The organism is Trichormus sp. NMC-1 (assembly GCF_001858025.1).
Classification (GTDB): domain Bacteria; phylum Cyanobacteriota; class Cyanobacteriia; order Cyanobacteriales; family Nostocaceae; genus Anabaena.
This window is the reverse complement of record NZ_LZQD01000008.1, coordinates 44,829-66,752: the sequence shown is the minus strand read 5'-3', so window position 1 is coordinate 66,752 and position 21,924 is coordinate 44,829. Positions and strand designations below refer to the sequence as shown.

Sequence of the window (21,924 nt, the reverse complement as noted above, 5' to 3'; positions counted from 1 at the left end):
AGTGAAGAAAAGCAGGGGAGCAGGGGGGTTAATTAACAAATGCCCAATGCCTAATGCCCAATGCCCAATGACTAATGACAATTGACTATTATTATTCGTGACACAATCAGAACAAAAACCCTCTCGTTCTTTCGCTGGCATTGCTGGTATTGTTGCCGCAGCGACGTTAATTAGTAAAGTCTTTGGCTTAATTAGACAACAAGCCATAGCGGCTGCTTTTGGTGTTGGTGCTGCTGCTACTGCGTACAGTTACGCCTATATTATCCCCGGTTTTCTATTAATTCTGCTAGGTGGTGTCAATGGACCTTTACATAGTGCCATTGTTAGCGTTTTAGCCAAGCGCAAACGAGAAGAAGCTGCACCTTTAGTAGAAACGGTAACAACCATAGTCGGTGGGTTGCTGTTGGTGGTGACAATTGCTCAGATTTTCTTGGCAGAACCAATCATTGATATAGTTGGGTATGGGTTAGAGCCTACCACGAGAGCGATCGCAATTCTTCAATTGCAAATAATGGCTCCTATGGCCTTATTCGCCGGTTTAATTGGCATTGGTTTTGGTACTCTCAACGCCGCAAATCAATATTGGTTACTATCAATTAGCCCTTTATTGTCTAGTATTACCGTAATTGCAGGTATTGGTATTTTAACTTTGCAATATGGCAAAGATATCATCAAGCCAGAATATGCTTTAATCGGTGGCATGATATTAGCTTGGGGAACCTTAGCAGGTGCGATTCTCCAATGGATAGTACAATTAATTGTGCAGTGGCGGTTAGGTTTAGGAACATTAAAGCTGAGATTTGATTTTAAATCTCCCGCTGTTCAAGAAGTAATTAAAATCATGACTCCCGCAACAATTTCTTCGGGAATGATGCCGATTAATGTCGCTACTGATTTATATTTTGCCAGTCCAATTAAAGGTGCAGCCGCAGGTTTTAACTATGCCAATTTATTAGTACAAACTCCCTTGGGGATTATTTCTAATATTATTTTACTGCCTTTATTACCCATATTTGCAAAATTAGCTGAACCGGAAAATTGGCCTGATTTAAAATTACGCATTCGTCAAGGACTTTTATTAACTGCTGTCACCATGCTACCTTTGGGTGCGTTAATGATAGCTTTATCTGAGCCAATTGTGCAGGTAGTTTATCAACGAGGAGCATTTAAACAAGAAGCTACACAGTTAGTATCTTCTCTGTTAGTTGCTTATGGAATTGGGATGTTTGTCTATTTGGCGCGTGATGTTTTAGTAAGAGTATTTTATGCTTTAGGTGATGGACAAACACCTTTTAGAATTAGCATTTTTAATATTTTACTGAATGCTGGTTTAGATTTTGTTTTGGTTAAACCTTTTGGTGCGCCTGGTTTGGTGTTAGCTACAGTTGGGGTAAATTGTAGTTCAATTTTAATGTTGTTGTGGTTGTTAAATCGTAAATTGAACGGTTTACCTTTGCGGGAATGGAGTTTACCAATTCTGGGTTTAACTGCGGGTAGCTTTGTCGCTGGGGTTGCAAGTTATGGGACTTTGGTTGCTTGTCAGCAGGTGTTGGGAAATAAGGGTTTAGTTATTTTGTTGTTGGAGTTGTCTATTTCTGGTTTGGTGGGAATTGGGGTATTTGCGGTTGTTGCAGCTTGGTTGAGAATACCGGAGGTTAATAGTTTTGTGGTGAAGATGCGGCAGAAGTTTTTGAAGAGGTAAATGTACTTAAGTTTCATAAACTCATCAGATAATTTATCTTGCTTTTACTTTATCTAAGAGCCTCAAGCTTTACCAATAAAAGGTTTACAAAAACTATGAAAGCACCTCCTTCCTCTGGAGAAGGATCAATCAAACGATGAGCAGATGGATTTCGGAAAGCGCCTACAACACCAGAATATAGTTCTCGATAACCATCTCTCTCTGAAGAGACAGTAAATTTTAACGCTAAAGTTCCATTATTTCCAAATACATCATTGACAAGGTTACGACCTGTTCTATTAGGGTCAGATATAGAACCCACATCACGTAACCTTTCTTCTAAAATTACTCCTGCTGTTCTTACAGCAGAATCCCACAACATAGGATCTGCTCCTCCAGCACTTAAAATAGGTAAACATCTTTGTTTCAACTCTTTATCAAACCCACTGATATCAGTCAAGGGACTTAGGTACTTTAGAAATGATGTATCTGGAGCATTAAAGTCTTCATCTACAGCTTCATAAATTTTTCCTTTTAGAGTACATTTCCATCTTTGAGAGATATTTTGATCAATGTATAGTAAATCATTGGCATTTAGAGCATTTAAAGCACCCTGAGTCAAATCTACTTCTTTAAGTTCATCCTCAGTTCCCCTCCAGTCGAAAAATGCTGCTTGAGGAGATGATGTTTCAAATGTTTCGATCCAGTATATTGTAAATTCTTCCTCTAGTTTCCTATCTCTAACACTTTTGACTAGCCATTGTGCTATTATTTTTTGTGTCTCCGTTAAGTTATACATTTAATTTTTACTTTGTCATAAATATGGGTGTTTATTTCAAATAATTGTGGGTTGATGCAATCATATAGATATCAACCGTTGGATCTTTTCTTTTCAGATAATTTTTTCTCAGACAATTTTAATAACTGTTTATGTACAAGTAATAATCCGTCTAACAAATCTTGCGGTAATTCTGATATTAATGGAATTTTCTCAGGGTGATTATTATGTAATATATACTTGTTTTTGATTGATGATAAACATAATACCAATCCTGACAGTTCATAAAAAGCTTCTGGAGTAGCCCACCTGTATACGCTAAAAATCCTATCAGTTAAGCACATAAAATCGAAAAAACTAACCTGATAATCCGAATCAAGACTAACTAAATAAATTTGATTAAAATTGCCCATACCAGTGCGCCAGTATTTCAGGTTTTTAAGAAACTGCATCTCATCAGTCAAATCTGCTACCCATGAATCTTCAAAAGATTCATTCTCATTTTCAATGAACCATCTTGACTGAAATTTATGTAAATTCATTTTTGAAACACCGTATTTCAAGGGTACAGTTTTTTGCACATTATAACATGAATATTTAATAATTATACCAATTCCAATAGGGTTATCAGTAAAATAGTCTGTAATTTTTGTATCCAATCTTCAACTCCTTTATGGCAAAATTCCCAATCAGCTAAATCAATCTCCCATGTTTTATTTACAGAACTTTCTATTTGTTGCATAAAGGCTTCATCTTCAAATATTTTCTGACAAAACTTAGAATAATCTAGCTGATATTTTTCTTGATATTTAACATCTCGTTGACGAAGTTCAGCAATTTTTACTGCAATCTTATCAAGAGTATACTGTTTAAGCGCCAAATCCATTGATTCTTGTAAATCTCCTAGTGCAGATAAAACTTCAATGTATTCATCTTTAATTGATACTGTTACCATATTTTTTACCTCATCATTAAGCTATTTGGTAAATTGCAGGTTAGTTAATCAAGATGCGGTTGTTCTCTGGTAATCATAAAGTCATCAGAGAAGTTATCTAAACTATCAATTAGAGATTGCCACGGGTTATCTTTAGCAATGAGAACAATAGCATTACCAATCTTTTTTATATAAACTTCAGTGCCTGTAAGTTGAAAGTCATCTGGCAAAATTACGACTTGGTGAATGCCGTCAGTGCTGAGTTTGGCAGTGTTCATAGTTTTGATATCCTTGCTTTTAATTTCTAAATTACTTGCTTTCTAAATCACTTATTATTGTGCCATAAATCAAAAACAGAAGTGAATTTACATAATCATAACATTTAAATATGATAAAATATTACTAATATCACAATAATTAACTCCCTGTTGATATTATGCAAACACAAACCCGGTACTACACCCCAGAAGAATATCTAGAACTAGAAGAGAAAGCAGAATATAAAAGCGAATACCGCGACGGAGACATTGTACCCATGACTGGAGGAACAACAAATCATAATAAAATTGCAGGTAACTTTTATGCTTATCTGAAATTTGCTTTAAAAAAGAAAAATTATGATGTTTATATTGGTGATGTGCGCTTGTGGATACCGCGTTATCGTCAATATACATACCCTGATGTGATGGTAATTCAAGGAGAACCTATTTACACGGGAGCAAATACAACTACCGTGATGAATCCTTTATTAATTGCTGAAGTTTCATCTAAATCAACTAGCAATTATGACCAAAGTGATAAGTTTCTTTATTATCGGTCAATACCTGAATTTAAAGAATATATTTTAATTAATCAATATCAATATCATGTTATGCAGTATGTAAAAACAGATGATAGTAAATGGATATTCACAGAATATGAATCTGAATCGGATATTTTTAAACTGCAAACAGTTGATTTTCAGATTGCGTTTAATGACTTATATGAACAAGTTAATTTTACACAAAGCAATGAAGAATAATTAACTAATAAAAGGTTAATCAATGTCCCTATGTTATTAACTGTTTGCAAATTAACACTTTTTTTATTTTCAGGATGATAACTGTTTATACCCTAAAAGACTGAGATTTGAACTTTTACAAGATCACGAAAAAACCTAAACGTGTCCTAGGGGTTTAGCATTGCTAAACCCCTACCTGATGGAATCAAAGGATTTAGCATTTTTGACAAAGTTAATTTTTGAACAGCTTTGAGTAGAACAATTAATAAAATCAGGTTAGAATAATTAAAAATCAATGGGAGATAGTAGTTTTTAGTGAATAAACCTCAAATCCCCAATTTACCACTACCAGCACCGCTTGTAGGTTCAGATGCTGGCTCTTTTACTGAGTATACAGTTACTCAACGAATGCCAGATATTGCTCGTCGTGTGATTATAGAAAATAAATTCCCCACAGAAATCAATCAAAGCTTGGAAAAACTAGCAGCAGAACTACCAAGCGGATATTTACAACCTTTAGTAAATGACACGGGTGCAGATTTTTCCGACTGGGAGAAATATCTAGAACCATATAAAAATCAACGTTGGGTAGATATTCCTTGGTTTTTTGCAGAAACTTATTTTTATCGTTTGATTCTGAATATTACTAATTACTTTAAACCTGGAGAATGGCAAAATGTTGATCCATTTGAGTTACAAAAAACTCAAGGTTTAGAAACATCAATTGACTCAATTATTTCTTTGTGTACTCAATTGCAGCAATGGTTAAATGAGTCGCAACAAGAAAATCAACCTAGCAAATCTTCGTTAATTGCTTTATTGTATTTTGCATTGTGGGGAAATCGGGTTGACTTAAGTTTATGGTCGGCTTTTGAAGATGACAGGAGTCGTTTTAATATTCAGACTCAATTAAATAATATATTAGTAGATGATACCTTTGCGGTTACTAAGTTATTAACAAAATCACCGAATAACTGTATTGATTTGGTTATTGATAATGCAGGGTTTGAGTTGATTTGTGATTTATGTTTAGTGGATTTTCTCTTAGGTAGTGGATTTGCAAATCAGGTTTATCTTCACTTAAAGCCTCATCCAACTTTTGTATCTGATGCAATGATCAAAGATGTGCATTATACGAAAGATTTTTTATGGCAAAGTAGCAATATTCAAGTTCAATCATTGGGACAGAGATTAACCGCAAATCTAGCTTCAGGTAAATTAGTTTTAACTGAAGATTATTTTTGGACTTCACCATTACCATTTTGGGAAATACCAAAAACCCTAAAAAATGAATTAGCAAAGTCGAATTTAATACTTGTCAAAGGTGATGCTAATTATCGGCGCTTGTTGGGCGATCGCTATTGGGATTTTACCACTAATTTTGCAGATATAGTTTCTTATTTACCTGCACCAATGGTAGCTTTACGTACTTTAAAATCGGAAGTTGCCGCAGGTCTTAAATCAGAAGTTATAGTGGAATTAGCAACAATTGACCCTCATTGGTTGACTAATGGACAATGGGGTGTAATTCAGTTAGTAGACTAAGCTATTTAGATAAGCGTTAGCTAATTTCAGTTATGAGATTAATTTCTGAACCATCGGTTCCTGTAAAAATCCAAAAAATGAAGCAACGGGTGCGATGGATGCATCCTAGCATTAAAGAACGGGAAATTGACCAAACCTGCATGATTTTAGATGATGGCAGGGAGGAAAGTCTAGATTTTTCGTTTATGGTCATGGGCGATACTGGTACTAAATCCCATTACGGACAACATCCTCAACGTCAAGTTGCGGAAATGATGCTAAATCATAGCGATGATTGCCGTTTTGTGCTTCATACTGGTGATGTAATTTATACGATTGGTTCCCGTGAATATTATCCGACCAATTTTATTGAACCTTATCGGGAATTTTTGGTAGGTGGTGAAAACCCCAAAAATATTGCTTATGACCAAATGGTGTTTAAGTTACCAATTTTGCCAGTTTTGGGTAATCATGATTACTATGATGTGCCTTTGCTGTATCGCTTAATAACAGGTTCAACCTTGTCTGTACGCCGGATGTTACGCTATAGAGATATTGAAATTGGTTGGCATGGTTCCAATCAAGGTGATGCTTATACAAGGGCATTTATTGATTATTTAGCGGCGCTTTCCCCAACAGATTTAGAATCTCATTTAGACGCACATTACACGGCTAAAAGTGATACAGGACGATGTTTGCATTACCAACCGGGAAAATTTACTCGCTTACCTAATCGGTATTATACTTTTCGTTATGGTGGAATTGACTTTTTTGCCCTTGATGCCAATACTTTTAATACACCAGAACCTTTACCAGAAAACCAAGCCGGAGATCTTTACCGTCGGGAATTGCAAGAACGTTGTCAGAAAATAGACCAAGAAGAGTTACAAATTTTGGCAGAGTTAGACAAACTCAACCCCGAAAACCCCGCCGAAGCTGAACAATTGGCTGATTTAAGTGGTAAATTAGACCAAATCAACGAAGTAAAAATTGATATGGAAAAGCAATTAGAATCTCATACAATTGCTGATGTCGATTTTGAACAACTTGAATGGTTGCGAAGTCGGTTGATTGAATCTTGGCATAATTCAGAAGTGCGGGGACGGGTAATATTTTTGCATCATCCTCCTTATGTTACAGAAGCAACTAAGTGGGATCAAGGACAAACTTTAGCAGTACGTCATCGTTTGCGGGGAGTATTTGAGCAAGTAGCGGCAACTTTGGGTAATATAACTCAAGAACGTCCGATTGTAGATGTAATTTTTAGTGGACACGCCCATTGTTTGGAATATCTGCGGACGGTGAATACAGGATACGCTGATTCTCATATTAATTATATTGTTTCTGGTGGCAGTGGTCGTCGTCCCCGTCGTCAACGGGAAGAAGGGACGGAACTGATGGAAACTTTTACTAATGAAGCCAGTAATTCTACTCGCAAAGTGGCAGATTCTTTGCTTTATGTGGGACGCAGTGGTTACGGTTCTCAAAGGAAAAAACCTTATTCCTGCGTGCGGGTAGATGTAAAAGCGGGGTTTCCTGCTAAGTTTATGGTTACACCACTAGTTACAGAATTAGTTGAGGGGAAATGGTGCGATCGCTCTTTAGAACCATTTATAATTTAATACTCATCATTTTTCTGAGTTGGGGAATATTACTTACTTTCTTTAACGTTCCCACAGCAGCATCTCCCGTTTACGAACTACGACGAAATCACAGTTCTGATTTTTATCTCACGCAGAGTCGCAGAGAAGAACGCAAGAGTTTGGTATTCTATTTGTGAAAACTTCTCTTTCTTACCTTCGTGTCCTATCCCTATAGCTCCTACGTCGCTACGCAAGCTATCGGGACGCTCCGCGAACGCGGTTCGTTAAAAAAGATTTATGTGCTATCGCGCAGACTAAACTAACATTATCAAGACCTTGTTGGGTAGCGCTGTCGCTTAACCCAACCTACTATAATTTATAACATTTGCGGAATTAAACTGACTTTTTTCGCAACACCATCCCAAACTATCCAATTAAACTTATTATCTAAATCATCACCAGTATTTGAAACTTTAAAATAGAACTTTTCTCCGCTTTTAAACTGCACTGCAAAATCAGCATTTTGGGCATAAACAACTATAAAACCTCTATCTCGTAAGCAATACATAGCCCAATTTTTTAATGATTGCTTATAAGGTTCGTGGGGAATTGGCGGGTTAGTAATTACGTCTTCAATGACTTTTAATATTTTTTCCATTGTCGCATTTAACTAGGATCACAACGTATTTCAATCATAAACCCATCGGGGTCATAAAAGTACACACCTCTACCTGTAGGACGGGTAACTGGGCCATGTGCAATTACTAAATTATTTTCCCTGATAACAGCTACAGCTTGATCAAATAATTCTGGATTTATATCAAACGCTAAATGATATGCTCTAGTAAAAGACTTACTGGGGTCAGGGTTTGGTGGTGATAATTCCGGTTCTGCAAATAAATCAATAATCGTCCCGTCGGGAGTGACAAAATTAGCGACTTTTCCCGTAGCTACGAGTTCTATTAATGTTGCAGGTACTTCTTCTCCTGTGAGTTCGTGTAAACCTAAAATATGACCGTAAAAATGGCGGGAAGCTTGCATATCGTGGACATTTAAAGCGATATGATGGACTTTGCGTAGGTAGCCGGGTGCAAGGACATTGCTAGATAACATAACCAACAAATTTATTTACTAAGATAGAGGTTAAAAGAAGTTTGAACTTTTATCTTTAGTATAAACCCATCATGCCTTTTGATTATTCTTTAGATTTTAAGTCCATAGACTTTCGCCAAAATCCAGAAATCTATCAGGTAGGTAGAGGCGAACAGGGAGTATTGTTGGTAGAACCTTATAAATCAGAAATTCTGCCTTATTGGCGCTTTAAAACTCCTGATATTGCCAGAGAATCTAGTGAAAAAATTTATAGTATGTTTCTAGATTATCTGGAACAAGACGATTTTGTGGGAGCAGATATGGCCAGGAAATTCTTGCAAATGGGATATATCCGTTCCCGTCGCTATGCTAATCATAAAAGCGGCAGAAAATATAATCCTAATAGCACATCATCAGATAATAAAAAAGAGATATTGCCTTATGATACAGACCCAATTAAGGCTGAATCTGCAGCAATATTTAAAGCTAAATGGATAGAAGCAAAAAATAATGATAAATATCGTCAAATGTTAGCCAATCATCAGCTTCTTACAGCTATGTAAAGATTTGGAAGTTTGAGAGAGTGAGAATTAGCCATAACGTACAGAGAAATTTGGGGCATTATAGCAACGCTTAACGCACCCTACAATTTAAGCCTCTACCATAATGTATAAATCTCAGATAAAAATAGGCTTAAAAATTGTAGGTTGGGTAGAACGCAGTGAAACCCAACAGAATGACGAAAATGTTGGGTTTCGTTCCATTAACACAACCTACATTATTATTTAATTAACGTCTATACTCATCCCCACAATCACCAATTAACTTATATAAATCTTTTGATTGTTGAGAAACTGCATCTATTTTACCTATATCCTCAACATCTAAATTGAAACCAAACACCTTAGCATTATCTTCTAAATGTTCCGCAATTCCCAATCTTGCACCGACAATTACACCCCCAACTGCTGGCTGATTTAAAATGTAATTCACAGCCACATTAGCGATACTTACTTGATGCTTATCAGCAATTATTTTCAGGGTAGAAAGTAACTCTTGGAATAATCCCCAACTACCCCAGTTAACAATCATTTGTTTGTATTTTCTCAAGCTGGTGGTGTTGATTTCTAAGCTTTTTGGTTCTGGTTTACCTAAATATTTTTCTGATAACAACCCACCGCAAACACTACCATAGGTAAATAGTTTAATATCATGTTCTTGACAAAATTTAACCATATTTACTTGTGGTCTTCTGTCAACCAATGAGAACTGCACTTGATTAGAAACAATCTTGATTCCTGCTTCGGTAATAATTTGCAAATGTTCGGTATCAAAATTAGTTAAAGCTAAATGTTTGATTTTACCTTCATCTTGCAATTCTGCCATATATTTGAGCGCATCTAAATAGTTAGAGTCTCCATATTCCCACCAATGGAACTGCATTAAATCTAATGATTTCACATCCATTCGACCCAGAGATATATCAATATTTTTCTCGACAATCTCTTTCGTCATCTTTCCAGGACGAGGAACCCATTTTGTAAAAGCTTGAATATTATTTACAGCTTCTTCTCCACGAGTCGCAATTAATTGACGACGAAATTCACCAATAAAATCCTCTGCTGGGCCATAATGGTCTGCTAAATCCCAAGTTGTAAAACCAGCATCGACATATTGAAACATTGACTCAATAGCGGTTTTTGGGTTAATGCGTCCATGTCCCCCGGAAACCTGCCACATTCCATTTAAAATTCGGCAAATTTTTAAATCAGGGGTAAATTGTAAATAGCTTTCTTGAGGTAAAGTCATAGTTTTTGTATTGTTATTTCCAATCTTTTTCTGCTTGTTCCAAAACATAAGCTGCAACGTTTTTAATTTCCGCTGTTGTTAATCTTTCTTTGTAGGCTGACATATTATTTTTACCATTAGTGACGATATTTGTAATCGCCTCTAAGGAATCCATCCCATATTTTTTGAGTGCATTCTTTTTGAGATTTTTCCCCCATCTAATAATGTTACCACCATCGATATGACAACCCGCACAATGAACGCTAAAAACTTCTGCACCATTTATAGTATCTACTGCATTAGCAGGTAAAATCAAAATACTTGTCCATAATGACAGGGTAACTAATATTAATGTTAGTAATCTTCTCACCCAACTTCTCCAATTTTTGTGATGACAATTTACAGCAATAAGCACTAAACACAATATTACAGTGATTCAAAGTCGGATGTAAATCCGGTAAATTCTGCACATTCTTCTTGAAAGGCTTCTGCTTCGCTGACATCCTCGATTTTATAGGACATGATACGTATACCATTTGGCATTTTTTTAGAACCAATCAATTCGCCTTTGTATTTACCTGCGAGTGTTTTAAACTCAACGCCATAAAGCTTCCAGGCTTCACCGTCACAAGTGATATTTACACGCCACATAGTTAATTTGCAATTATTACCAGTACATATTCATCATCTCACAAATAGGTAACACAGTAAAAATCATCTATTTGAATTTGTGGTTTTCTATCTAAAGGAGGTGTTTATCCAAAAAATACCGCGCCACAATGAGAATGTAGCATCATGTGCGATTGCTATATTAATTAGCTAAATTTCTAAGGGTAAACATGACTAACAACATCAAAGACAAAATTCAAGCCGATTTACAGGAAGCCAAAGCTACCGGACAGTTAAGAACAGAGAACGTTCGTGAAATAGTCAAATCCGCAGTTTCTCAGGTAGCTGCTGAATTGAAAGAAGGTTCTAGCGAGTTACGTACTTTAGTTAAAGATGCAGTTTCAGCAGTAATTGAAAATTTACAAGACAAAGGTAGCGAAATCAAAGAAGAAGTGACAGCTTCGATTGAAGGTGCGTTAGAAGGTGTGAATAGCAAAAGACATGAAGCTATTTTCAAAACCCAAACTGAACTGAAGACGCTACAAACGCGACTAGATAATGAAGAAGAACAACTTCAGCAAGAAGTTGATGGAATGTTAGCAGAGATAGTAGAAACTGGTAAAGAAAAATCTGCTAATACTAAAAGTACAATTGACTCGGCAATTAATGCGATTAAAGATAGTGAAGAAGTTAGTTTGTTAAAGAAACGTTATGCACAACTGCAAGCACAATTAGCGATTGTTAGAGCAAATTTAGCTGCACGTTATGGCGGGCGTTCTGGGGAAGTAAAAGACTATTTAGATGAAGCCAAAACCTGGTATGATCAAGCGCGTCCCCAAGTAGAATCTGTGGCTACACAGGTGGGAGAAAAACACTCTCAATTAGAAAATAAACTGGGTGAAGCAGGTGCTGTATTAGCTAAAAAAGAGCGCCACTTCAAGCAAATATTGAGAGATTTACTCTTAGCAACGGCTGACTCATTTAAAGATAAAGAACCTGAAGACAAAAAAACACTGACTAAATAAGTATCTATAGCAATCCTTGCGGAGGTTGTGAACATTTTGTAGGTTGGGTTGACGTTCTTGTTACCCAACATTTAGGGACTTTTGTTGGGTAGCGCTGTCGCTTAACCCAACCTACAAAAACTCTTAACCGAACAGTATTGATTTAGGACTGCTATAGAAGGTTTTTAATTTTCAAATGTAATCAAAAAAAAATGGTAATTAGTCTGATTGATTTTCGACTAATTACCAATTACCAATTACCAATTACCGAAATTAGTAAATACCTTCCTCTCTATTCTGGTTTTCATTATGTTTAGCAATTACCCAAATTGCATGAACACTACCAGGAAGCCAACCCAGAAGGGTAAGCAAGATGTTAATGAAGAAAGTTGGACCAACTCCAACGGTGAGAAAAACTCCTAATGGAGGTAAGAAAAAACCAAGCAGTAAACGGATGATGTTCATGATATTTTGCGAATGTTTTAACTTTGCAGTGACAGCAAATGATCGGGATTTTTCAACCTGCATTGGCAGGTTTTTGGCGTGAAAGATGGGACTTAAGAGGATATTTTGGGGTTAGTAGGAGTGCTTTGTAATTCAGGATTTCTTTCAGCAAAGTATTTACTGATAAAGGTGTTAGCCAAAGATAGAACTACTGGCCCAAGAATAAAAGCAATAATTCCGTGAACGCTAAAGCCAGGAACTAAAATTGATGCTAACCAAAAGCAAATTCCGTTGACTATTAGGGAAAATCCACCTAATGTTAAGAACGTCAATGGTAAAGATAGTGCGGAAATGATTGGTTTGACTGAACCGTTAATCAAACCAATAGCTAAACCTGCAATTAAAGCTGAAGGAAAATTGGCAAGATTAACGCCTGGAACAATTAAATCAACAATTAGCAGGCTTAAAGCTGTAGCGAGTATAGTTAAAAATGTTCCCCACATTGTTTTTACCTTTAAGTAACAGCAACATATATACTGTTTCTATCTTCTAGTAAAATTTAGGTTTTAACCTCTGGTTTTAGAATGAATTGGGTTATGTCGGAAGGAGGATTTTTTAAACGCAGAGGAACGCGGAGGGTTTTTTTAGTTATTCAGGTTTATGGTAGAGGGAGGTTTTATATAAATGTTGTTCTTGATGTGTTTCTAATACGCAATCAGATAAGGGATAAGTTACGCAGGTAATGACATAACCAGCTTGGATTTCATGGGGACGAAGAAATTTTTGTTCACTTTGATCAATTTCACCGCTAATAAGTTTAGCTACGCAAGCTGAACATTCTCCTTGTTTACAACCTGATGGTATGCGGATACCTGTCTCTTCTGCTATGTCGATTATATATTGATCTTCTGGTACTTGAATTGTGCGATCTAATTTTAGTTTTTCGTTAATTAATCTGATTTGGTAAATATTCATATCAATTTTGGATTTTTTGTTAGGTGAAGATATGATTTTTTCACGCAGAGGCGCAGAGAGTTGATTTGCGCCTTTTTGTGAGGTTTGATTTTATTGTTTGACTGCTTTCATTGATAAACCTATGCGTTTTAATTTTTCGTTAATTTCTAAAACCTGCACTTTGACGACTTGTCCAACTTTGACTATTTTTTGAGGATCATCTACGAATCTATCAGCAAGTTGGGAAATATGTACTAGTCCATCTTGGTGTACGCCGATATCAACAAATGCACCGAAGTTAGCAACGTTGGTAATTATTCCTTCTAGTTGCATTCCTATTTGCAAATCTTTAATTTCTTTGATTCCATCTTTGAATGTGGCGTACTTAAATTCAGCGCGGGGATCTCTTCCTGGTTTTTCTAGTTCGCTGAGGATGTCGCGCAGTGTTGGTTCTCCAATTGTGTCGGTGACGTATTTTTTGATGTTGGTTTTTTTGAGTTTTTCGGCAATTTCTGTGACTTGATTTAATGGTACTTGTAAATCTTTGGCTATTGATTCTATAAGTGCGTAACTTTCTGGATGTACTGCTGTATTATCTAAGGGGTTTTCACTACCACGAATTCTTAAGAAACCCGCTGCTTGTTCAAAGGCTTTTGGTCCTAATTTGGCTACTTTTAATAGTTGGCGGCGATTTTTAAAGGCTCCGTTTTGGTTGCGATAGACGATAATATTGTTAGCTACTGTGGGGGTAATTCCAGAGACAAAGGTGAGAAGTTCTTTGGAAGCGGTGTTTAAATCTACGCCAACATAGTTAACGCAGCTTTCTACGGTTTCATCTAATTTCTTTTTCAGCAATTTTTGATCTACATCATGTTGATATTGTCCGACTCCTATTGATTTGGGATCGATTTTTACTAATTCGGCTAAGGGATCTTGTAATCTTCGTCCGATGCTAATTGCACCGCGCACGGTAATATCTAAATCAGGAAACTCTTCTAGTGCAACTTTGCTGGCAGAATATATAGATGCACCTGATTCGTTTACCATGACTTTAACGGGTTTGCGTTCGCAGTTTGCTAATACTTCTACCACAAATTCGTCTGTTTCACGGGAAGCTGTTCCGTTGCCAATAGCAATTAGTTCAATTTGGTATTTTTCAATTAAGTTCTTGATGGTTTGTGCGGCTTTTTTGCGTTGTTCTAATGCTTGGTGGGGAAATACGGCTTGATATTCTAAAAATTTGCCTGTTTGTTCTAGTACTGCTACTTTACAACCAGTTCTAAAACCTGGATCTATGGCTAAAGTTGGTTTCATTCCTGCTGGTGCTGATAACAGCAATTCCCGTAAATTCGCTTCAAAGGTTTTGATCGATTCAATATCAGAGTAGGTTTTTTTCTCGGAAATTACTTCCCCAATCAGAGAATTTTTCATCAATCGGTTAAATGCATCTTTCAACATTGCTTGATAAAAATCCCGAAGGTTGCGAACTTTGGTTTTAATTTCTTGTAATTCTAAATAATTAAGTACGAAATCTTCATCAAAAGCAATTTCAAAGTTTAATATTTTTTCGGCTTCTCCCCGACACAAAGCCAGCATATTATGAGGGGCTATATTTTTAACTTTGATTTGATAGTTGCGGTACATTTCAAATTTGGTTGTACCTTCTGGATGTTCATCTTTGATGCGAGAAATAAACAAACCAGATTCTAAAAGATAAACCCGTAAATAGGCGCGTAATTCTGCTTTTTCGGCTACTTCTTCGGCGAGAATATCAGCAGCACCTTTTAAAGCTTCTTCTGCGGTTTTTACGCCTTTTGCTTCAGAAATATATTTCGCTGCTTCTGTTTCTAGGGAAGCTGTGACACCATTTTTGACATTTAGTGATTTAATAAAAGCTGCTAGGGGTTCGAGTCCTTTCTCTCTAGCGATAGTGGCGCGGGTGCGACGTTTGGGTTTATATGGTAGGTATAAATCCTCAAGTTCTGTTTTTTGTAAGCAGGAGGTAATTTTGGCGTTTAATTCATCGCTGAGTTTACCTTGTTCTGCGATCGCATTCAAAATCACTTTCTTTCTTTCTTCTAATTCTGTTAAGTATGTATACCTATCAGATAAATCCCGCAACTGCACTTCATTCATCTCATTGGTGCGTTCTTTGCGATAACGTGCAATAAAGGGAATTGTCGCACCTTCGGCTAAAAGTTCCAGCGCGTTTTGCACCTGATAAGGTTGAAGTTGTAGTTCAGTTGCTAGTAGTTGAGGAATGTTCAGCATTGGGTGTTTACGTTGAAAATGCTACTTTGGTAATATGTTAGGTGTTTTAAGTAGAATAGCGTAATTAAACTTAAGATATACGTAACGCCCAACCCTTTTCCTACTAAAAAAAGAGGAGCAGTTTAGGTAAAAGTATTATATTTAAATAATACCATCTACTTACTAGCACTACGATAGTTAAGCTCATCTACCAGATATACCAATCCTAAATGATTTATGAACGCTTTCTTTTCCCTATTCCCTGCCCCCACCAATCAGTTCTCAACTCAAATGGGATCACTATAGTTACAATATCTGAGATTCTTCACATCATAACTTTAAAAAAATATTGTAAAATAAACTTACTTACGTGTATGATAAATAGTTGTTCTCAAGTATAGGTTGAATTCGCCGCTTTTTAACCTATTATCTGTTAGCTCAGGATTTGGTAAAATGCCACTATTTTTTCTGATTCCGCTATTTACTGCTTTGATAACTGGCTATTGTTGTCAAAAAAGTACGGATGAAATTGCCAACATAGCGCGTGTGTTTACCGCTATTAGTTTCATTTTGAGTTTAGTTTTAGCACCTTGGCAGATTCAATTGCTATTGTTGATGATTATCCTCATTGGTAGTAATAAACTTTTGCGGACAAATTAAAACCATCAACTGTGAAAATATTAGCAATTAATCGCCCCTCTCACTAAAATTACCGTACTTTCTACACCAGAAGCGATAGTTTCGGGAATATTCCCTTGAATTGCTTGTTGTAATAAGCCCTCACGAGAAGCACCTAAAACGACAACATCATAACTTTCTGTTTTGACAACATTAATTACCTCTTCGGCCACAGCATCTGCTTGTACTGATGTCGCGGTAACTGTACTGTGCAAATTGCGGTGACGCATGAGTTGACGAGTAGATGCTTCTAAAACTGTCAAATCAGGCTGTAATTCTGAGGGTTTATCTGAAGGTTTAAATACCTGCATAAGACGAATTTCAGTATCATTACCTAATGTTACTAAAGCAGGTAATAATTTAATAGCTAACCTGGCATTGGGGCCTCCAGCCATTGGTACTAGCCAGCGGTTGAAGTGGGAAGAGTCAGAAATGTTACCTAATTTGACTAAGACAACATCACAGGTAGCTTGACGAATTATACTATCTACAACCGTGCCAAAAATCCGCCCAGGGGTAGAAGTGTTACCTTTCCAACCCATAAAAATCAAATCAATGTGTCGTTCGTTAACCGTCTCTAAAATCGCCTGGGCGACATCATGGGCGACTCGAATTTGCGTATGGATGGGAATTTGCCATTTTTTCCCTAAAACTTCCGCCTGTCTCAGTAAACGGCGACTTTTTGTAGTTTTAACTTGGGTTTCGGCTGGGGAACTATGACGGGAAATGAGGATAATTTGTAAACACTCTATTTCATAATAGCGATCGCGGGCAATAGTTGCTGCCATTTGTAACAGAGTCTCTGCTGTATCTGGGTTAGCGAGTGTAACTAATAATCTGCCTCTGCCAATATTAGGCGATCGCGTCTGGTAAACTACATAAGAAGGTTCTGGTTGCGGTCCACTAACTCCATTTTCACAATTAATATGGTCTGCTTCCGCCCGAATAATGTCTGCACGGGTAATAATTCCAATCAGTTTTTGTCCTTCCACCACTGGTAAACGACTGATTTGATAACGATCCAATAAATACAAAACATCACTCAGTGTTTGCTTGGGAGTGACTGTGACAGGCTGGGGTGACATCATTTCCCTTAAGGAAGTATCCCGACTTTTAGGTATTTTCTGTAAATCTGTTTGCGTGACAATTCCTACTAATTTACAGTTTTCCACCACCGGAAAACCACGATGGTGAGAACGGGAAAATGCTTGCATAACTTCATCAAAAGCCATCTCTATATCCAGAGTTTCCACCCGTTCCTGCATTACATCTTGGGCTGTTAACTGAGTTAATATTCCTACTATGGGAGCATCTTTTTGAATGTTGATACCATTTAATTGTAAAAGTTTGTCATACAGCGAACCAGGTACTACGTTATCAGCCACCAGATAAGATGTGACACAGACAATCATTAACGGTAACACCAGATTGAAATCTGTCGTCATTTCAAACACAATCACAATCGCTGTAATGGGGACTTTGGAAACAGCGCTAAAAAATCCTCCCATTCCCGCTAAAGCATAGGTAGTCGGAGAACCTAACCCCCAAAGATGAAACTCACACACCCCAATAATGTGTCCTAAACAAGAACCTAAAATTAGACTTGGTGCAAATAACCCCCCTGGTGCGCCAGAACCAAAAGCAATTAAAGTTAAGATAAACTGAGCGATGAAAGTAATTGCGGCAAAAGGCGCATTAGCTTCACTTGTAATCAGATACTCCCGTAAACCAGCATTATCTCGATAAGATTCCGGAAGTAAAGCGACAATCACACCAGAAACCAAGCCAGCTAAAGCCACCCGTAGCGGTAAGCTAATGTGCAATCGACGGTAAGCTTTAATACTAAAAATCAGTCCCCGATTAAATAACCCAGCCAGCAACCCTGCTAAAACACCCAGTAGCAAGTAAATCGGAATTTCTAGCACAGAGAAACTGCTAGAATAATTCATTAATTGCAGATTCAGTTGTAGACTCCCGCCACCTAACCACCGGGAAACTACCCCACCAATAAAAGAGGCGATAATTGCAGTTCCTAAAGTCAGTCCTGATAAATCTTGTAGTAACTCTTCAATAATAAATAACACCCCTGCTAAAGGTGCATTGAAAGCAGCTGATAAACCCGCACCAGCACCCGCCGCAATCATTTGTCGTCGGTGTTCTGGGGAAGTAGGAACCCAACGACTCATTCCCGCTGCTAACCCTGCACCGACGTGGACTGTGGGGCCTTGTCTTCCCAAGGTAATTCCCGAACCCAAAGCGATAATTGCGCTGAGTAGCTTCACAAACGCCACCCGCCAGGATAACTTAATTGGGACATTAGCAAGACTGGCTTTGACTTGGGGAATACCACTACCTGCGGCTTCTGGTGCTAACCTTTGCACCAACCAACCAGCCAAAAACCCAAAACTCATCCCAATTAAAGGTAAAGTTAGCCAAGCTGGTAAAAATTGGGTGCTGTGAACGCGCCATGTTCCCAACCATCCTGAACCTTGTTTGAGTAATACCGCCGATAAAGCTGCGACAAGACCAATAATACAAGCTTCGGCGTTGGCGTACCCCATAGAAGATATCGCTAAACCTCTTCTAGGCTGCCAAAAATGGCGAAAGCGTTGAGTCAGCATTGTTAGCGAATTCATAAATTTTAAATTTAAATTCTAATATTGAATTGATATAGCAATCCTAAATGAGTTATGAACAAAAAGATCCCCGACTTCTTAAAACGGAAGATTATGGGAAAATAAGTATTAATGAATCTCCTTTTAGTAATGTGGGATTATCCATGCAATTAGGAGAATTTAATTTAGAAGAAGTGCAGAATTTAGCCTCTCGTCATTTCCTAAATAGGGAAGATGCTATACCTCTGATGTCAATAGTGGGAGGACATCCTTATTTAGTAAGATTAGCATCTTATCATTTATATCATCATATTAGTGTTAAACAATTGCTGGAAGATATGGGTAAGGACGGTGGAATTTATCAACATCATTTAATTAGATATTTGGAATATCTACAAAACAATCAAGAATTAGGAAATGTTTTTAAACATATTATTAATCAAGAGCTTGTTAGGGTAGAGCAAAAAACTATTCCCCTGAAAAGATTGGAGTGGATGGGATTAATTAAACAGGAAGGTAATTATGTAAAAATCAGATGTGAATTATATCAGATGTATTTTAGCAATCGCTTGAATTGAGTTATGAAGCAAGAGATAAATGAGTCAGGAGTCAGGATTTCCCTATTCCCTATTAATTATTTTTGCCATTGATGGAAAGTCCTTCTACTATTAAAGAAGGCGTATAACAAGCCCCATTCCAATCAGCATCACCACCTAATTGAACTAATTGTTTGAGGGCTGTGTAGACGTTACCAGCGACCATAGTATCTTTAACTCTGCCAATTATTTGCCCATTTTTTACCCTATATCCTAAATCAATATTGATAGAAAAATCACCAGAAATGCTGCCGCTTTCTCCTAATATTTGATCGACAATTAAGCCATCTCCCATACTGTGGATTAAATCTTGTAAGGATGGGGAACCGGGTTGAATGAGAAAGTTAAATAAACCGGGAGTGGGATAGCTACCCAACCCAGGACGAAAACCATTACCAGTACTACCAATATTTAATTGTCGTCCAGTAGTGCGATCGCTATAAAAATTCCGTAAAATTCCGTTTTCGATAAACACCAAAGATTTTGTAGGATGGCCTTCATCATCAAAAGGACAGCTATAAGGCCCAGCTTCTGGGTCTTGGTAAAGAGTCAAAATAGGTGCAACCACTGGTGTACCTAACCTTTCTCCCCAAGGAGAAGACTTTTCTAATATCCGCTTACCGTTCAAAGCCGCCTGGACAGTTCCCCACAGCATATCCGCAGCTTTGGAAGTGAACAAAACGGGAACACGACCTATTGGGGTAGAAACATTTTCTTGCGCCCAATCTAATCGTTGTAAAATTTGGTGAGCTAATTTCTCTGGATTGAGTTCTCCTCGCTGGGTTTGTCCATCGGAAATACTCAAAAAGTCATCACCTCTGACCCATTCTGCTGACATATAGCAGCTGAGAGTAGTATCACTATAGTGACAATCTAAACCTTTGCTGTTGATTAACCTGGTATTTTCTATATCACATTCCCAGTCAGTGCTACAGAGAACATCAGGATAGACATCACGAATCAGCGCGATCGCTTCTTTGCCCCAGTCTATCAGCACCTCAACTGGCACTGATTCCCCTAAATCAGGGTAATAGGTATGAGAATTACTGACTAATTCTACTGGTTCTGGTTGGTTGAGTTGACTCAGAGCCAGCGCTCGCTCTACCATCACTTGCGGATCGACAGAACCATAAGCCACCATCAGTCCCGGACAACCATTCAGCCACAGCCGTAGTGCTGTACCTTCCGATTGACTAGTTTCTAGTTGTTTAAGGCGATTAGCCTCAAATAAAACTGGACGAGAAAGCGATCGCGATTGATACACTTCCGCAGCTTCTGCGCCAGATTTTAAGGACAGTTCTAGTAGATGTTCGGCTAGTGTATCTTGTGACAAATTTGCAGAACCCATTTCCCTTGATGAATTGTGGATATTGGATTGTAAATCCCAGATATACGCAGTCCATTATCCCATCAGCGTGTCTTAACAGTTGTAAATTTCGTGGGAATTGGGCATTGGGCAGAAAAAAGATCAAAAATCTTCCCTATTCCCTCATTCCCTCTTGCCTCTGCTTACAAATTTACCTCTTGTAACAGCCAAAATCCCGCAAAAGTCTGAGATTGCGGATCAGACTGCACACCAATAAAATGTACCCCATTGGCTTTTTCCTTTGCTTGTGCAAAGCCTTTAGCCTCAGCTAGGAGTTGAGGAGTTCTGATATTAGCTACAATCCAGCTTTCTGTTGCGCCAGTTTCTAAAATTAATCTGTCCCCTTGCTTGGTGTCAAAGTGCAAGTAAGCCATCTCTAAACCAGACATCCAACCAGCCAAAGGTAAAGCTCTCGGTGAGAAAATCAAAATACCAGGAATGCGAGCTTCAGGCGATAATTGCGCCAACTCTAGGGGGAAAGATTCACCAAAGCCTATTTCCCACTCTGGCATTTCTGCCAAATCCGCAGCTTCTAAAGTCACAAATGCCCACTGTTTACCTTCCAAAGCATCTGGTAAGCGCTGAGGTAAAGGTCTATCTAAACGCACAGAAGCATTAGTTCCCCCTTGATACCCTGGTTCCTGAGGATAAACTTCCTCATTCCGCTGTTGTAACCACTGGTTAAGAACCAAAGTACGACGACTAGATAAAGCAGGAATACCCACATCCTGACAAGCTTTAGTAATCATGTTATTCATTTGGCGGCGGAAAAAGCGAATTTTAATCGGCGCTTCCCCTGCTTTCTCAATAGCTTCCTGTAACGCTGTCCGCAACCAACCCGAATTTACCTGAGTACTGGGGCAATATTTAGCGTAGCGAAACAAAGAATCAGTTTTCGTGCGAATATCTGAGGGACTTTCACAAACTAAAACTTCCCAAACTTTTTTTTGATTTTCGTCCAAAATCGGACGGGAGTAAAAATCGAGTTCCCAAATACTGCCCATGTTTTGCGGTGAAATCTGGCGAGT

25 protein-coding genes are annotated in these 21,924 nt (G+C 37.7%); 9 read left to right on the top strand and 16 right to left on the bottom strand.

Features of this window, described 5'->3' with window-relative positions; translation table 11 throughout:
* The first annotated feature begins 97 nt into the window (after positions 1-97).
* The gene (gene murJ, locus A9Y75_RS21155) at positions 98-1,702 is read left to right on the top strand and encodes a murein biosynthesis integral membrane protein MurJ (RefSeq protein WP_071191517.1); all 1,605 of its coding nucleotides are present in this window, start codon (positions 98-100) and stop codon (positions 1,700-1,702) included.
* A gap of 49 nt (positions 1,703-1,751) precedes the next feature.
* Here the strand turns inward: murJ and A9Y75_RS21150 are convergent, their stop codons facing one another.
* From A9Y75_RS21150 to A9Y75_RS21135, 4 genes are all read right to left on the bottom strand, one after another.
* Positions 1,752-2,480, bottom strand: coding sequence for a TIGR02391 family protein (locus A9Y75_RS21150; protein ID WP_071191516.1), 729 nt, complete (start codon positions 2,478-2,480; stop codon positions 1,752-1,754).
* 71 nt (positions 2,481-2,551) lie between these two features.
* Entirely contained in the window at positions 2,552-3,118 is a 567-nt protein-coding gene (locus A9Y75_RS21145) for a hypothetical protein (protein WP_143046470.1), read from the bottom strand.
* A complete protein-coding gene (locus tag A9Y75_RS21140; protein ID WP_071191514.1) occupies positions 3,064-3,414 on the bottom strand; it encodes a hypothetical protein in 351 nt (116 codons plus the stop codon). Before A9Y75_RS21140 ends, A9Y75_RS21145 begins: the two co-directional genes overlap by 55 nt.
* Positions 3,415-3,458: 44 nt before the next feature.
* The gene (locus A9Y75_RS21135) at positions 3,459-3,671 is read right to left on the bottom strand and encodes an antitoxin (RefSeq protein ID WP_071191513.1); all 213 of its coding nucleotides are present in this window, start codon (positions 3,669-3,671) and stop codon (positions 3,459-3,461) included.
* A 158-nt stretch (positions 3,672-3,829) separates the two neighbouring features.
* On the opposite strand from A9Y75_RS21135, the gene A9Y75_RS21130 reads away from it, so the two are divergent.
* The 3 genes from A9Y75_RS21130 (at position 3,830) to A9Y75_RS21120 (ending at position 7,539) form a co-directional block, all read left to right on the top strand.
* Positions 3,830-4,414: a Uma2 family endonuclease gene (locus tag A9Y75_RS21130; protein ID WP_071191512.1), complete on the top strand. Its 585-nt coding sequence runs from the start codon at positions 3,830-3,832 to the stop codon at positions 4,412-4,414.
* Positions 4,415-4,708: 294 nt separating this feature from the next.
* Complete coding sequence (locus A9Y75_RS21125; RefSeq protein ID WP_071191511.1) at positions 4,709-5,938, top strand: damage-control phosphatase ARMT1 family protein; 1,230 nt, start codon at positions 4,709-4,711, stop codon at positions 5,936-5,938.
* Positions 5,939-5,970: 32 nt separating this feature from the next.
* Complete coding sequence (locus A9Y75_RS21120) at positions 5,971-7,539, top strand: metallophosphoesterase (RefSeq protein WP_071191510.1); 1,569 nt, start codon at positions 5,971-5,973, stop codon at positions 7,537-7,539.
* A 337-nt stretch (positions 7,540-7,876) separates the two neighbouring features.
* Here the strand turns inward: A9Y75_RS21120 and A9Y75_RS21115 are convergent, their stop codons facing one another.
* Positions 7,877-8,158 (bottom strand): hypothetical protein, encoded by a 282-nt coding sequence (locus A9Y75_RS21115; RefSeq protein WP_071191509.1) that lies wholly within the window; start codon positions 8,156-8,158, stop codon positions 7,877-7,879.
* Between the two features lie 8 nt (positions 8,159-8,166).
* Positions 8,167-8,613: a VOC family protein gene (locus A9Y75_RS21110; protein WP_071191508.1), complete on the bottom strand. Its 447-nt coding sequence runs from the start codon at positions 8,611-8,613 to the stop codon at positions 8,167-8,169.
* A gap of 71 nt (positions 8,614-8,684) precedes the next feature.
* Here A9Y75_RS21110 and A9Y75_RS21105 point away from each other — a divergent pair, with 71 nt between their 5' ends.
* On the top strand, positions 8,685-9,155 hold the full coding sequence (locus A9Y75_RS21105) for a DUF4385 domain-containing protein (protein ID WP_071191507.1): 471 nt from the start codon (positions 8,685-8,687) through the stop codon (positions 9,153-9,155).
* 103 nt (positions 9,156-9,258) lie between these two features.
* On the top strand, positions 9,259-9,381 hold the full coding sequence (locus A9Y75_RS30270) for a hypothetical protein (protein WP_269086324.1): 123 nt from the start codon (positions 9,259-9,261) through the stop codon (positions 9,379-9,381).
* On the opposite strand, the gene A9Y75_RS21100 is transcribed toward A9Y75_RS30270, so the two are convergent.
* Genes A9Y75_RS21100 through A9Y75_RS21090 form a run of 3 tightly spaced genes read right to left on the bottom strand, consistent with a single transcriptional unit; the run spans position 9,382 to position 11,031 of the window.
* Entirely contained in the window at positions 9,382-10,401 is a 1,020-nt protein-coding gene (locus A9Y75_RS21100) for an aldo/keto reductase (RefSeq protein ID WP_071191645.1), read from the bottom strand.
* A 13-nt stretch (positions 10,402-10,414) separates the two neighbouring features.
* Positions 10,415-10,750 (bottom strand): c-type cytochrome, encoded by a 336-nt coding sequence (locus A9Y75_RS21095; protein ID WP_071191506.1) that lies wholly within the window; start codon positions 10,748-10,750, stop codon positions 10,415-10,417.
* Between the two features lie 56 nt (positions 10,751-10,806).
* The gene (locus tag A9Y75_RS21090; RefSeq protein WP_071191505.1) at positions 10,807-11,031 is read right to left on the bottom strand and encodes a hypothetical protein; all 225 of its coding nucleotides are present in this window, start codon (positions 11,029-11,031) and stop codon (positions 10,807-10,809) included.
* A gap of 188 nt (positions 11,032-11,219) precedes the next feature.
* On the opposite strand from A9Y75_RS21090, the gene A9Y75_RS21085 reads away from it, so the two are divergent.
* The gene (locus A9Y75_RS21085) at positions 11,220-12,014 is read left to right on the top strand and encodes a histidine kinase (RefSeq protein WP_071191504.1); all 795 of its coding nucleotides are present in this window, start codon (positions 11,220-11,222) and stop codon (positions 12,012-12,014) included.
* 252 nt (positions 12,015-12,266) lie between these two features.
* Here A9Y75_RS21085 and A9Y75_RS21080 read toward each other — a convergent pair whose 3' ends face one another.
* From A9Y75_RS21080 to A9Y75_RS21065, 4 genes are all read right to left on the bottom strand, one after another.
* Entirely contained in the window at positions 12,267-12,458 is a 192-nt protein-coding gene (locus A9Y75_RS21080; RefSeq protein WP_071191644.1) for a YqaE/Pmp3 family membrane protein, read from the bottom strand.
* A gap of 92 nt (positions 12,459-12,550) precedes the next feature.
* Positions 12,551-12,940 carry a phage holin family protein gene (locus A9Y75_RS21075; RefSeq protein WP_071191503.1) on the bottom strand — a complete coding sequence of 130 codons (390 nt, stop codon included), beginning with the start codon at positions 12,938-12,940 and terminating at the stop codon, positions 12,551-12,553.
* Positions 12,941-13,085: 145 nt separating this feature from the next.
* Complete coding sequence (locus A9Y75_RS21070) at positions 13,086-13,412, bottom strand: 2Fe-2S iron-sulfur cluster-binding protein (protein WP_071191502.1); 327 nt, start codon at positions 13,410-13,412, stop codon at positions 13,086-13,088.
* Positions 13,413-13,502: 90 nt separating this feature from the next.
* Positions 13,503-15,662 (bottom strand): Tex family protein, encoded by a 2,160-nt coding sequence (locus A9Y75_RS21065; protein WP_071191501.1) that lies wholly within the window; start codon positions 15,660-15,662, stop codon positions 13,503-13,505.
* 432 nt (positions 15,663-16,094) lie between these two features.
* On the opposite strand from A9Y75_RS21065, the gene A9Y75_RS21060 reads away from it, so the two are divergent.
* Entirely contained in the window at positions 16,095-16,301 is a 207-nt protein-coding gene (locus tag A9Y75_RS21060) for a hypothetical protein (RefSeq protein WP_071191500.1), read from the top strand.
* A gap of 20 nt (positions 16,302-16,321) precedes the next feature.
* Here the strand turns inward: A9Y75_RS21060 and A9Y75_RS21055 are convergent, their stop codons facing one another.
* Positions 16,322-18,955, bottom strand: coding sequence for a chloride channel protein (locus A9Y75_RS21055; RefSeq protein ID WP_071191499.1), 2,634 nt, complete (start codon positions 18,953-18,955; stop codon positions 16,322-16,324).
* 47 nt (positions 18,956-19,002) lie between these two features.
* Here A9Y75_RS21055 and A9Y75_RS21050 point away from each other — a divergent pair, with 47 nt between their 5' ends.
* The gene (locus A9Y75_RS21050; protein ID WP_071191498.1) at positions 19,003-19,512 is read left to right on the top strand and encodes an AAA-like domain-containing protein; all 510 of its coding nucleotides are present in this window, start codon (positions 19,003-19,005) and stop codon (positions 19,510-19,512) included.
* Between the two features lie 52 nt (positions 19,513-19,564).
* Here the strand turns inward: A9Y75_RS21050 and A9Y75_RS21045 are convergent, their stop codons facing one another.
* Positions 19,565-20,878, bottom strand: a complete 1,314-nt coding sequence (locus tag A9Y75_RS21045; protein WP_071191497.1) for a TldD/PmbA family protein — start codon at positions 20,876-20,878, stop codon at positions 19,565-19,567.
* A gap of 161 nt (positions 20,879-21,039) precedes the next feature.
* Positions 21,040-21,900 (bottom strand): Tab2/Atab2 family RNA-binding protein, encoded by an 861-nt coding sequence (locus tag A9Y75_RS21040; protein ID WP_071191496.1) that lies wholly within the window; start codon positions 21,898-21,900, stop codon positions 21,040-21,042.
* Positions 21,901-21,924: the final 24 nt, after the last annotated feature.